Source organism: Enterobacter cloacae complex sp. 677-3DZ2D5B (genome assembly GCF_004136695.1).
Taxonomy (GTDB): Bacteria; Pseudomonadota; Gammaproteobacteria; order Enterobacterales; family Enterobacteriaceae; genus Enterobacter; species Enterobacter hormaechei_C.
Map to the genome: position 1 here is coordinate 161,223 of NZ_QFLS01000017.1, position 12,113 is coordinate 173,335.

Here is a 12,113-nt window from a genome sequence, read left to right on the forward strand (position 1 = left end):
CCGGAGGATCGTCATGCCCGCCTTAACCACCGCGCGTCTCACCTGCTCGCCGCTGCAAGAGCAAGACTGGCCCTTTTTTCTGTCGCTACAGCAAAATCCTGAGGTAATGCGTTTTGTCGCCCCTGCGCGTAGCGAGGCGGACATTCGGGAAGCCTTTGAGTCTCGTCTGTTGCCGTGGACGCCGGGCAGTTCGCACTGGCTCTGCCTTATGGTGCGTGAGACGGCCAGCCAGACGCCGCTGGGCGTAACCGGATATGTGCACCGGGAGGCAGATTGTGCTGAAGTCGGTTTTCTCTTTGCGCCTTCTGCGCAGGGGAAAGGTTACGGCTTTGAATCTCTGCGGGCTGTGTGTGATTTTGCGCTGACTCAGGGCAATATCCGTCGGCTCACCGCGACCGTGACGGCGGGAAATATCGCCTCCAGGCGACTGCTGGAAAAAACAGGTTTTCAGCTGGAAGGTGAGTTGCGCGAGAGTTATTTCCTTTCAGGGCAATGGCATAACGACTGGCTATTCGGTTTACTGAAAAAGGAATTCCCGTTCAGTTAAACCTGATCAACAGCCATTTGGCGGATATTTCCCCGGCGGCGTTTCCTCTATAGTCGCGTCATTAAGAGGAAACGCTTATGACGGGTTATGCAATGCAGATATCTTCTGCTGCAATCGCATTAATTAAAAAACAACAGGGTCTTTCCCTGGAGAAATACCGTGACGAAAAGGGAAAATGGGTTATTGGTTATGGTCACGTAATTCGCCAGTGGGAAAAATTTAACGGTCTCATCACGCCGACTGAGGCGGAGAATTTGCTTTGTAATGATATTCAATTATGTGAGGCGCTGCTGCGGGAAATGAACAAACGCCCATTAACCCAACAGCAGCATGACGCACTGATATTAACCCTCTTCAGTTTTGGGGAAGAGTCCCCTCTGCCAGAGAAGATCCTTCAGGCCGTCGCCCGGGTGTAGTACATCGCGGCTTGCGTCCGGTTTTTGACATCAAGACGCCGGAAAAGCGTCTCAAGATGGGCTTTTACCGTTGCCGCACTGATATTGAGATTACGTCCAATCTCTTTATTGGACTCTCCGGCCGCCAGTAACTTCAATACCTCACGCTGGCGCTCGCTTAACACTGCCAGTTCATCCTGAGAGGTGTGCTGCTTCAGCCACTCGCCGGGAAAACAGACCATTCCTCGCGATACAGAATCCAGCACTGCGGAAAAGCGTTCGGGATTCGCATTGCGGGGAATTATCGCCACCACGTTGCGCTGAAACATTTGCTCAACCCAACGCCGCTCTTTTTTCGTTAACACCAACACCACGCGCGACGTTGGAAAGCGATCCATAATCTCTTCCAGTAAAGCCACACCATTATCACGAATTAAATACCCATCTATCATGACGATAGCGGAGGGTGACGCGGATAATTGCGCCCATAATTCATCAGTCTGACGAGTTCCTGTCATATCTATTTTCGGAATTAACTTCTGCAAACTGTACATCGCTCCATGAATAAATAATGACTGCCTGTCAAACATGATTACTCGCATCGTTTTACTCCTCTGAGAATAGCGAAGGGGGATTCTACAGAGGCATTTTTTAAGAAAAAACTCAATGAATGGAGAGGTTACAAATCACCCAGCTCTCTTTATATCTTCCAGCATTTAGACATACCTGTTTTAAGGATTTCCTTAAGAGGGTTCCTTCCCCCTTAAGACTGAACATTACAGAAACATACCGCCTGAAACTTCAATACGTTGCGCATTCATCCAGCCCAGTTTGTCACTGAGCAACGCCGCAATGGCGTCACCAATATCATCGGGCAGGCCCACGCGTCCCAGCGCTGTCTGCGAGGCCAGCAGCTGGTTAAGCTCCGCATTATCCCGCACTCGCCCGCCCCCAAAGTCGGTTTCAATCGCGCCGGGCGCGATGATATTGACGGAAATTCCGCGCGCGCCAAGCTCTTTTGCCTGATAGCGGGTCAGCACCTCCATCGCCCCTTTCATTGCCGCGTAGGTTCCTGAACCGGGCTGAGTAAAACGGGCCAGTCCGCTGGAGACGTTCAGGATCCGCCCTCCGTCTTTTATGAGCGGCAGCAGCTGTTGCGTGAGGAAAAACGGTCCTTTGAAGTGAATGTTCATCGCATCATCAAACTGCGCCTCGGTCGTCTCGGTATAGGGTGCATATAACCCTGTACCTGCGTTGTTCACTAAATAGTCAAAGGTGTCACGTTGCCAGACGTGTTTAAGGGTATCTTTCACCTTTTGAGCAAAGCGCGAAAAGCTTGCCGTATCGCCGACGTTGAGCTGCAATGCTGCCGCTTTTCCGCCTTTTCCCTCGATTTCGCGCACAACTTCCTGCGCCTCCTGCTGGCTGTTGTTCCAGGTGAGGATAATGCCTGTCCCTTCCGCGGCCAGCTTCAAAACGGCATTTTTACCCAGGCCGCGGCTACCGCCCGTCACTAAAGCAATACGTTCACTCATAATTCACCTCGTTTCGGCTGTGATGAAGATTGAGAAAGAGCTTATTAGATGGTAGAAAATCAATAAATAGTGCCGTGAGCGCTTCACTGTTTCATTCTTAACAACAATGACAAACATCTATGGATAAAATACACGCAATGCAGCTTTTCCTTCGGGTCGCGGAACTGGAGAGTTTTTCCCGCGCGGCGGAGACGTTAAGCCTGCCGAAGGGGAGCGTATCGCGACAGATCCAGGCACTGGAAAACGCGCTGGGCACGCAGCTGCTGCACCGCACTACCCGCCGCGTCAGCCTGACGCAGGACGGCATGGTTTATTACGAGCGCGCCAAAGATCTGCTGATGAATCTGGACGAACTGGACGGCATGTTCCTGCACGACCCTTCAACCATCAGTGGTCGGCTACGTGTGGATATGCCCGTTGCCATTGCGCGAAATGTCGTCATTCCGAAACTGCCTGCATTTTTACAACAGTTTCCCGGCATTGAACTGGAGCTGAGTAGCAGCGATCGTCTGGTCGATGTCATCCGCGAAGGATTTGACTGCGTGGTTCGCGTGGGAAACTTAAAGGACTCCGGGCTTATCGCCCGCCCGCTTGGGAAGCTCTCGGTGATTAATTGCGCCAGCCCGGATTATCTGACGCGATTCGGCTACCCTGAGACGCTGGACGATTTGGCTTCGCATGCCCTCATTCACTACTCCGCCACGCTGGGCACCCGTCCGCAGGGTTTTGAGTATTACAACGGCAGCGCGACCCAGTGGGTAAAAACGGGGGGCGTATTGACGGTTAATAGCACGGAAACCTACCAGGCCGCCTGTATCGCCGGGCTTGGCATTATTCAGGTCCCGCGCGTCGGGGTGCGTGATGCCCTGCGCACGAAAAAACTCGTTGAGATCCTGCCGCAATATCGGGCTGAACCAATGCCCGTCTCCCTCATTTATCCCCACCGCCGTAACCTCTCCCGTCGGGTGCATGTGTTTATGGAGTGGCTTACCGAACTCACAAAAGGTTACGTGGACTAGTCGCAAGCTATAATTCAGTAACATCCAGCTCAACGAAAAGGAAAATGCGCGTGACGCCGGAAAATAACCCGCAACGACCGACTCAACATTTAGATTATGAACCCATCAAAAAGATGGATAACGAGCCTGAAGCGCCGAAAGAGCCTGGAACGGCCAGCAAAGCGCTGGGCACCGTGACCGGCATAGCCGAAAAAATTCAGCAGATACCCGCGATTGCTCACCTGATACGCGCCGCTGAGCGCTTTAACGACCGCATGGGAAATCAGTTTGGCGCGGCGATTACCTATTTCTCGTTCCTGTCGATGATCCCCATCCTCATGGTGTCATTTGCCGCCGCCGGTTTTGTGCTGGCGTCTCACCCGACGCTGTTGCAGGACATCTTCAATAAGATCCTGACCAACGTCAGCGACCAGACGCTCGCCACAACACTCAAAAGCACCATCAATACCGCCGTGCAGCAGCGTACCACCGTGGGTATCGTCGGGTTGCTGATTGCGCTCTATTCCGGGGTGAACTGGATGGGCAACCTGCGTGAGGCTATTCGCGCCCAGTCGCGTGACGTCTGGGAGCGTAGGCCGCAGGATCAGGAGAAGATATGGGTGAAGTATCTGCGCGACTTTATTTCGCTGATTGGGCTGCTGGTGGCGCTGGTCATCACGCTCTCTATCACCTCGGTCGCCGGTTCCGCGCAGCAGATGATTATCTCCGCGCTGTACCTGGATTACATTGAATGGCTGAAACCGGCCTGGCGCGGTATAGGGCTTGCCATCTCCATCTTTGCTAACTACCTGCTTTTCTTCTGGATCTTCTGGCGTTTGCCCCGCCATCGGCCGCGCAAGAAGGCGCTGATCCGTGGGACGTTGATTGCCGCCATTGGCTTTGAAGTGATCAAAATTGTGATGACCTATACGCTTCCGTCGCTGGTGAAGTCGCCCTCCGGCGCGGCCTTTGGTTCGGTGCTGGGGCTGATGGCTTTCTTCTATTTCTTCGCTCGCCTGACGCTGTTCTGCGCCGCGTGGATCGCCACGGCTGAGTATAAAGATGACCCGCGCATGCCGGGTAAAACCCACCGCTGATGTCCTGTCGGGCTGATATTTCAGCCCGATCCGCCATTTCAGCATATAAATCCAGTCCGTAACTTTTATTTAACGCAAAACCAGTTTTAATGACTAATATTTAAAAAGTGTGAAGCATTTCATAGAAGTGTTTTCGCTGGTCTGAAAATTATCCGCTTTTTGTTGCTTTTATGACCACGCCACGCCTTTGTTACAGATTGAAATGTCGCTTTTGCTATGCCTAATATGGCCCTTCGTTCGTCCAAAAATAAGAAAATATTATGCAAGCAACAGCCACCACACTTAACGAAGGGGCGGAACACGTTCCGGTCAACTCGCGCAATAAAGTCGTCGTCGCATCGCTGATTGGCACCGCCATTGAGTTCTTCGACTTTTATATTTACGCCACCGCTGCGGTCATTGTCTTTCCGCATATTTTTTTCCCTCAGGGCGACCCGACGGCAGCCACGCTACAGTCTTTAGCCACCTTTGCTATCGCCTTCGTTGCGCGTCCGATTGGTTCAGCGGTCTTTGGGCATTTTGGCGATCGCGTTGGCCGTAAAGTGACGCTGGTTGCCTCGCTGCTGACGATGGGGATCTCCACCGTCGCCATCGGCCTGCTGCCGACCTATGAAACTATCGGCATTCTGGCGCCTGTGCTGCTGGCGCTGGCGCGCTTTGGTCAGGGTCTGGGGCTGGGCGGGGAATGGGGCGGCGCGGCACTGCTGGCGACCGAAAACGCTCCGGCGCGCAAGCGTGCCCTGTATGGCTCTTTCCCGCAGCTGGGCGCACCGATTGGGTTCTTCTTTGCTAACGGCACCTTCCTGCTCCTCTCCTGGCTGCTGACCGATGAACAGTTCATGAGCTGGGGCTGGCGTATTCCGTTCGTCTTCTCTGCTGTGCTGGTGCTGATTGGCCTGTACGTGCGCGTGTCGCTGCACGAGACGCCGGTCTTTGCTAAAGTCGCCGCGGCGAAAAAGCAGGTTAAAGTTCCGCTGGGGACGCTGCTGACCAAACACCTCCGCGTGACCGTGCTGGGCACGTTCATCATGCTGGCGACCTACACGTTGTTCTACATCATGACCGTTTACTCCATGACCTTCAGTACTGCCGCCGCGCCGGTCGGCCTGGGCCTGCCACGTAACGAAGTGTTGTGGATGCTGATGATGGCGGTCATCGGATTTGGTGTGATGGTGCCTATCGCGGGCCTGCTGGCGGATAAATTTGGCCGTCGTTCAAGCATGATCGTCATCACCTCCCTGATTATTCTGTTCGCGCTGTTTGTCTTCCCGCCGCTGCTGGGTTCAGGTAGCCCTGCGCTGGTGATGGCGTATCTGCTGATTGGCCTGAGCCTGATGGGGCTGACCTTTGGCCCAATGGGCGCGCTGCTGCCGGAGCTGTTCCCGACTGAAGTGCGTTACACCGGCGCCTCGTTCTCCTATAACGTTTCGTCGATTCTGGGCGCCTCGGTAGCCCCGTATATCGCCACCTGGCTTCAGGCGAACTATGGCCTGTTCTATGTGGGTGTCTATCTGGCAGCAATGGCAGCGCTGACGCTGATTGCGTTGCTGCTGACGCATGAGACGAAGCATCAGGCGCTGTAAGTGAATGCCGGGGCGAGGCGCGGGGATGCGCCGAGAGGGCGGGTCGCCAGGGTGGTGGCGACTGAGCCACCCTGGCACGTTCACCGGTTATGTTGTGACAGAGTAGTAAGGAACATAACGTGAACGGAATGACCACCAGAGCCGTATGTTCCCCCTCACCCCAGCCCTCTCCCTCAAGGGAGAGGGGGCCGTCTGTGCAGGCATTATTTTGTGGGGATCCCTCACCCCACAGGGAGAGGGAGAAACGGGACTACTTCTTCATCTGCGACAAAATCGTCCGACACTGATTCGCTTCGCCTTCTGACGGCGAAATCAACGCCAGCAGCGCCGCCGCAGGGGTGACCAGCGTAGCGAGCGCGGCGGCGACCGCACCACGCGCAATCAACGGCCCAGCCTTCACGCCCGCCTGCGGATCTTTGAAGGTTCCGCGAACGTACAGCGGCGAGCGCAGGGTGATGATACGAATGCCTTTACTTTCCGGATCGATGGTTAAATCGAGCTGCTCGGACGCCATGCTGGCGGTACCGGTGACGTTGATAACCGCGTTTTCCGTGTCGAAGGCGAAGATCTGCGGACGCGCCACGCCGTTGACCAGATCCAGATTTGCCGCCGCGCAGTTAACGCGTACTTCGTCGTCACCGAAGATTTGCCCGATGATAAAGTTCCCGACGTTCAGCCCCAGGATCTCCATCAGGTTACGGCTCACCAGCCCGTCGTTCATCAGCAGTTTCAGGTTGCCGTTTCCGCTGCCCAGCAGCGCCGCTACGGAGTTACCCGTGCCGCGAATATCCGCGTCGCCGTTCATCTCACCGAGGGTTTTCTGCATCAGTTCCACGTCCGGCATCAGCTCTTTCAGCTTCAGCCGACGCGCCTGGATCTCCGCCCTTCCCTGCATCGGCTTTTTATCCCCCTCCAGGTGGATATTCGATGAAATGGTTCCCCCTGCCATGCCAAACTTCAGCGGTTGCAGGCGCAGGTCGGCGTTTTTCAGGATGATATGGGTCGAGAGGTTGCTCAGCGGCAGCGTGCTGCCATGCTCGATTTTACGTCCTTTGAAGCGCACATCCGCATCCATCACGTCCCATTTGTCGGTTTCGAAGCGGTCATAGGGCAGCACTTTACCCGCAGGCTGAACGTCCTTTTTAACCTCTTTAGACTTCGTGCCTTTGCCCGAATCTACGCCAATCAGCGGACCAAGATCGGCCAGACGCAGCTGGCGGGATTCAACGTCCCCCTCCAGTTTCGGGCGCGGTTTACCGGTGGTGTAGGTCAGCGTGCCGTGGATATCGCTGTCGCCGATGCGGCCGTTGAATCCACGGTAGTCAAAGACGGACGATTTTTCGGTGTTGATTTTGGCAACCAGGTGCCCGTCCGTTTCAAACGGCGGAGTATCCGGCAGCAGTACGCCGGTGAGATCGTACAGTTCCCCCAGCGAATCACCGGCAAACTTAAGCTGGAGGTCGACGCCGCCCATGTTCATCGGATCGTTAACCGTGCCCACGAACGCCACGCGGGTATTGCCCGAGCGGAAATCCGCCTGCACCGGGAACGGCGTGCCCTCGCTCCTGAGCGCCAGCATGCCGCCGATTTTGCCTTTACCGGTGAGCGGCTGGCCGTTGTAGCGCCCTTTCGCCGTCAGGCCAAAGACGTAATCGCCCGCTTTGCTGTCATCGCCTTTAGCTTTGCTGCCCGTGACTTCGCTAAACGGCAGCGGCTTGCCCAGCGGATCGACGAGGATCTCCACGTCAGCCTTACTCACTTTATCGTCAATGGCGATCCGCCCCCGATCGAACAGAATATTGTCGAGGCGGAAAGACCACGAAGAGGGCTGCGCATTCTGATCTTTATCGCCGCTGCTGGCGAGATCGAACGTCCAGTTGTTGTTTTTCTCTGACAGGCGAATCAGCCGCGCGTCGGGCTGCTGGAGTTTGATCCACGGCAGATACACCGTTTTGGTTAACAGGGCTAACGGCGCCAGCGTGGCTTCCACTCGCGGCAGGTGGATCATGGTTACTTCGGGGATGTCGGGCGGGTTACCGAGAATAATATCGTCGGCATGAACGTGCGGCCAGGGCACCCAGCTCCGCCAGCCAGTTTCCTCTTTCTGGCGCTCCCACACGACGCCCAAATCGCCACGTATTGCGAAGGGGCGGTTCAGCTCGGTTGAGACTTTCTGGTTGATGGTCGGTTTGAGGCGGTTCCAGTCAAACGTGGCGATAATGATGATTAAGACCACGATCAGCAACAAGAAAATCCCTGCTGTCCAGGAAATCACCCTGGTTGTTTTTGTCATTGTTGTCCCCTTTCCTGATGAACTTGCCTCTAAAACTATAGTTCAGACAAAGGGAAGCGGGCAGATCAGAGGCTGGTTATCACCTTTTCCAGGGTATCCATGGGGACAGGACGAGAGAGGAAATAACCCTGTGCCGCCGCTGCCGGGGAATTTTGCACGTCGCGCCACTCCTCCAGCGTTTCTACGCCTTCCACAATGACACCCTGGCAATAGCGGTTCATCAGTTGCAGGAGCATCGTAAACAGGTTCCGTCCCTCCGGCGTCTGGCGCAGCATGATAAACAGATCGCGGGCCACTTTGATGTAGTCATAACGCACTTCGCTCAGGGCGGAGAAGTTGGCCATACCGGTACCGAAATCATCCAGCCACAGCGGGCCAAACTCACACATCGAGGCAAACGAGGAGTCCTGCGGCAGCTGAACATGTTCCACCAGCTCGAAGCGCATCCACGGCAAGGTAGCAATCAGCGCCTGCAACGTCGCATTCTGACGTAACGCCATCAGGGTGGGGCCATCCACGTTCACCGACGCCAGAATACCGTGCTGCTTGAAGAACGCCTGCTTCGTCGCCAGCATTCTCAGCTGCTCTTCCAGCACGTCGATACGCTGACGCACGGCAACCTCCGCAAAATAGCGGTCCGGTGCAATACGCTGTGAAGGATTCGATGGATGAGTGACGACCGTTAACACCTCAATCGCCATTAACCGACCGTCGGTACGGTAGATGGGCTGATAAGTGTACGCTCGCTCACATTGCAGCCAGTAGCGATGCTCCTGCAAGTTCTCAATACTTGCCTCAGGCGTAGTGCTCAGCCGCTGGATAACCTGCTCTGACTTCATTTCGGATGTCCTGTTGTATGGGATAGCCTTTCTGGACTCGTCACTGAGTTATCGGCCCGCCAGGTGAGAACTTTATGTTCAATTCACCGGGAAAATGAAATTAAGATGACAGAAATATGCCGGAATACGCGCTGGCTCAAAAAAAATAATGGAACGTCGTTTTAATATAGTTGACCATAAAAAACACACAGCGCACACTACCCTTAATTACTTTGTTCAGGTTCACGACTATGTCTAAAAAAATTGCCGTGATTGGCGAATGCATGATTGAGCTGTCCCAGAAAGGCGCGGAAGTCAGCCGCGGTTTTGGTGGCGATACATTGAACACCTCCGTTTACATTGCCCGTCAGGTCTCCCCCGACGCGCTGAGCGTGAGCTACGTTACCGCGCTGGGAACGGACAGCTTCAGCCAGCAGATGCTGGAAGCCTGGCAGGGTGAAAACGTTGGGACCTCGCTGATCCAGCGAATGGAAAACCGCCTGCCGGGTTTGTACTACATCGAAACCGACAGCACCGGCGAGCGCACCTTCTATTACTGGCGTAATGAAGCGGCCGCCAAATTCTGGCTGGAAAGCGAGGCCGCCGCTGCCATTTGCGAAGAACTGGCGACCTTCGATTATCTCTACCTGAGCGGGATCAGCCTGGCGATCCTGAGCCAGGAGAGCCGTGAAAAGCTGCTGTCACTGCTGCGCGAATGCCGTGCCAATGGCGGTAAGGTGATTTTCGATAACAACTACCGTCCACGTTTGTGGGCCAGCCGCGAAGAGACGCAGCAGGTCTACCAGCAGATGCTCGAATGCACCGATATCGCCTTCCTGACGCTGGATGATGAAGATGCTCTGTGGGGCGAAAAACCGGTTGATGAGGTCATCGCCCGGACGCAGGCTGCCGGGGTCAGCGAAGTGGTGATCAAGCGTGGGGCGGAGTCTTGCCTGGTGGCGGTTGCAGGTGAAGCCGTGACAGAGGTCCCGGCGGTGAAGCTGGCGAAAGAGAAAGTGATCGATACCACTGCGGCGGGAGATTCTTTCAGCGCGGGGTATCTGGCGGTACGTCTGACGGGAGGTACGCCGGAAGCGGCGGCGCAGCGCGGTCATTTAACGGCCAGCACGGTGATTCAGTATCGCGGAGCGATTATTCCGCGCGAGGCGATGCCTGCTTAAGGACTGGGCGGGCTGATGCCCTCACCCTAACCCTCTCCCACAGGGAGAGGGGACGCAGGGCTTACTGGCCCTGCGGAATATCGCTCGCATCCTGATGTAAATCATCGGCTGCCGTTTGCGCTGGCTGCGGCGCCGTCGCCATGATGGCGTTCCAGGTGGCCTTCAACTCTTTCATGTCATATTCCGGCTCACCTTTCGGCTGTAACAGAATCAACGCCATATCCTGCGACAACTGCTGGCGCAGATCCTGATTCAGCATCTCCACGGTCAGACCGTTCAGGAAGTCCTGACGCAGTTTCTGATACTGCTCCGGCGCGATATCCACCACCTGATTCTGCAAGGAGCGAATGCGCTGGCTGATTAAGATATCGGTATCGGCGCGGGCATAGGTGGCGAACAGTTTCTGCAATTCAAGGGATTTCTGCGCCACCAGCGCGTTAAACTCCTCTTCAGACAGGCCCTCTTTACGCACTTTAGCCAGCTCTTTCGCCACCACGCCGAGATTGGCATTGAGCTTATCGCCCGGCGATTCCACGTTAATGGCGCACTGGGCGCGCTGGAACAGCACACGGCAGTCAAAGCCCAGGCCAATATCTTTCACGTTGTTCTTGCTGAGCGTCTGCTGAACGTGCCAGAACAGCGCTTCACGCGCGAGATCCGCACGCCAGTAACGCAGCAGCGCAGAAGACTCGCGGATCGGCTGCCAGGCCGTATCCCACATCATTGAAAGACGATCCTGACGCACGGTATCCGTCATGATGCTGACCGTCTCAGGACGCAGCGGGGACAAGGTAGGAACAGGGGCAGGCGTTTCACGCTTCCCTTTCAGATCGCCAAAGGCTTTGTTGATCTGCTCTATCACCGCACGGCTGTCCACGTTGCCCACTACAATGAGGGTCATGGCATCCGGGGTGTACCACTGCTGGTAGAAAGATTTCACCTGCTCTGCATCCACCGGCTGTTTCAGCGGTTCTGCCGGGTCGTGGCCAAGCAGAGTGGACCCTTTCAGGCGGTAGCGCCACCAGCCTTCTTTGGTATCCGTCGGCCAGGTCGCCACCATGTCGCTGTTGCTCAACGCATAGTTTACGGTCTCAGGCGTAATCGCCAGTTTGCCGGTGGCATCGGATAGATAGGTAAGCGCTTCTTTAAGCAGATCGTTACGGTTGTTGGGCAGGCTCAGGTTAAACATGGTGTAGTCATAGGAGACCACAGCCGGGGGCAGCGGGCGTTTCGGATCGATGGCCTGTTGCCATAAAGAACGCACCTGAACCGCCTGCAAACTGCCGCTCTGGGTGAGCGCCAGTCGAGGAATAAAGTGGCTTAAGCCGGTCTGCTGGGTGCTTTCAGTGAGGGAGCCGGTATTCACAGAAAGACGGATTTCAATGCGATCGCTCGGACGTTGCGGAGTGGATAATACCTGCCACTGGAAACCGTTCGCCAGTGTTCCCTGTTGCCAGGCCGGGTCTGGCTGGAGCGCATCTGCCTGCACATAACTGGCTGCTGCCATCATCAGCAAACCGCCGGTTAAGAGTCGAATTTTTGTGCCCTGCATGTGAACCCCTGATCAACATTCCTGGTTAAAGAGAGTGTCTCGCGACGTGAGCACTCAAAGATGACGATGAAAACCTTCCGATTAGACAGCGTGTTCAGCTAAACGTCACGGGCG

11 protein-coding genes are annotated in these 12,113 nt (G+C 55.4%); 6 read left to right on the forward strand and 5 right to left on the reverse strand.

What is annotated here, in order from left to right; genetic code table 11:
* Window positions 1-13: 13 nt before the first annotated feature.
* Window positions 14-547 (forward strand): GNAT family N-acetyltransferase, encoded by a 534-nt coding sequence (locus DD597_RS21940; RefSeq protein WP_003861207.1) that lies wholly within the window; start codon window positions 14-16, stop codon window positions 545-547.
* Between the two features lie 77 nt (window positions 548-624).
* The gene (locus DD597_RS21945) at window positions 625-963 is read left to right on the forward strand and encodes a lysozyme (RefSeq protein WP_129256583.1); all 339 of its coding nucleotides are present in this window, start codon (window positions 625-627) and stop codon (window positions 961-963) included.
* Here the strand turns inward: DD597_RS21945 and DD597_RS21950 are convergent.
* A complete protein-coding gene (locus tag DD597_RS21950) occupies window positions 942-1,544 on the reverse strand; it encodes a response regulator transcription factor (protein WP_003861204.1) in 603 nt (200 codons plus the stop codon). The genes DD597_RS21945 and DD597_RS21950 overlap by 22 nt on opposite strands.
* Window positions 1,545-1,718: 174 nt before the next feature.
* Window positions 1,719-2,477, reverse strand: coding sequence for an SDR family NAD(P)-dependent oxidoreductase (locus tag DD597_RS21955; RefSeq protein WP_023323855.1), 759 nt, complete (start codon window positions 2,475-2,477; stop codon window positions 1,719-1,721).
* Window positions 2,478-2,596: 119 nt separating this feature from the next.
* On the opposite strand from DD597_RS21955, the gene DD597_RS21960 reads away from it, so the two are divergent.
* The 3 genes from DD597_RS21960 (at window position 2,597) to DD597_RS21970 (ending at window position 6,155) form a co-directional block, all read left to right on the forward strand.
* Entirely contained in the window at window positions 2,597-3,496 is a 900-nt protein-coding gene (locus DD597_RS21960) for a LysR family transcriptional regulator (RefSeq protein ID WP_017384184.1), read from the forward strand.
* A gap of 50 nt (window positions 3,497-3,546) precedes the next feature.
* Entirely contained in the window at window positions 3,547-4,572 is a 1,026-nt protein-coding gene (gene yhjD / locus DD597_RS21965) for an inner membrane protein YhjD (protein ID WP_003861199.1), read from the forward strand.
* A 260-nt stretch (window positions 4,573-4,832) separates the two neighbouring features.
* Window positions 4,833-6,155: an MFS transporter gene (locus tag DD597_RS21970; protein ID WP_003861198.1), complete on the forward strand. Its 1,323-nt coding sequence runs from the start codon at window positions 4,833-4,835 to the stop codon at window positions 6,153-6,155.
* A gap of 250 nt (window positions 6,156-6,405) precedes the next feature.
* On the opposite strand, the gene DD597_RS21975 is transcribed toward DD597_RS21970, so the two are convergent.
* The gene (locus tag DD597_RS21975) at window positions 6,406-8,448 is read right to left on the reverse strand and encodes an AsmA family protein (protein ID WP_017693812.1); all 2,043 of its coding nucleotides are present in this window, start codon (window positions 8,446-8,448) and stop codon (window positions 6,406-6,408) included.
* 65 nt (window positions 8,449-8,513) lie between these two features.
* Window positions 8,514-9,287 carry a cyclic-guanylate-specific phosphodiesterase gene (pdeH, locus tag DD597_RS21980; protein WP_023323857.1) on the reverse strand — a complete coding sequence of 258 codons (774 nt, stop codon included), beginning with the start codon at window positions 9,285-9,287 and terminating at the stop codon, window positions 8,514-8,516.
* Between the two features lie 230 nt (window positions 9,288-9,517).
* Here pdeH and DD597_RS21985 point away from each other — a divergent pair, with 230 nt between their 5' ends.
* Window positions 9,518-10,447, forward strand: coding sequence for a sugar kinase (locus DD597_RS21985; protein WP_003861191.1), 930 nt, complete (start codon window positions 9,518-9,520; stop codon window positions 10,445-10,447).
* 61 nt (window positions 10,448-10,508) lie between these two features.
* Here DD597_RS21985 and DD597_RS21990 read toward each other — a convergent pair whose 3' ends face one another.
* The gene (locus DD597_RS21990; protein WP_003861190.1) at window positions 10,509-11,999 is read right to left on the reverse strand and encodes a pitrilysin family protein; all 1,491 of its coding nucleotides are present in this window, start codon (window positions 11,997-11,999) and stop codon (window positions 10,509-10,511) included.
* Between the last annotated feature and the right edge of the window lie 114 nt (window positions 12,000-12,113).

What these genes read in the sequence shown, in the direction of transcription:
- DD597_RS21985 (WP_003861191.1), top strand. Translation starts at nt 9,518, where the DNA reads ATGTCTAAAAAAATTGCCGTGATTGGCGAATGCATGATTGAGCTGTCC.
- DD597_RS21970 (WP_003861198.1), top strand. Translation starts at nt 4,833, where the DNA reads ATGCAAGCAACAGCCACCACACTTAACGAAGGGGCGGAACACGTTCCG.
- DD597_RS21960 (WP_017384184.1), top strand. Translation starts at nt 2,597, where the DNA reads ATGGATAAAATACACGCAATGCAGCTTTTCCTTCGGGTCGCGGAACTG.
- pdeH (WP_023323857.1), bottom strand. Translation starts at nt 9,287, where the DNA reads ATGAAGTCAGAGCAGGTTATCCAGCGGCTGAGCACTACGCCTGAGGCA.
- DD597_RS21950 (WP_003861204.1), bottom strand. Translation starts at nt 1,544, where the DNA reads ATGCGAGTAATCATGTTTGACAGGCAGTCATTATTTATTCATGGAGCG.
- DD597_RS21945 (WP_129256583.1), top strand. Translation starts at nt 625, where the DNA reads ATGACGGGTTATGCAATGCAGATATCTTCTGCTGCAATCGCATTAATT.
- DD597_RS21990 (WP_003861190.1), bottom strand. Translation starts at nt 11,999, where the DNA reads ATGCAGGGCACAAAAATTCGACTCTTAACCGGCGGTTTGCTGATGATG.
- DD597_RS21975 (WP_017693812.1), bottom strand. Translation starts at nt 8,448, where the DNA reads ATGACAAAAACAACCAGGGTGATTTCCTGGACAGCAGGGATTTTCTTG.
- DD597_RS21955 (WP_023323855.1), bottom strand. Translation starts at nt 2,477, where the DNA reads ATGAGTGAACGTATTGCTTTAGTGACGGGCGGTAGCCGCGGCCTGGGT.
- DD597_RS21940 (WP_003861207.1), top strand. Translation starts at nt 14, where the DNA reads ATGCCCGCCTTAACCACCGCGCGTCTCACCTGCTCGCCGCTGCAAGAG.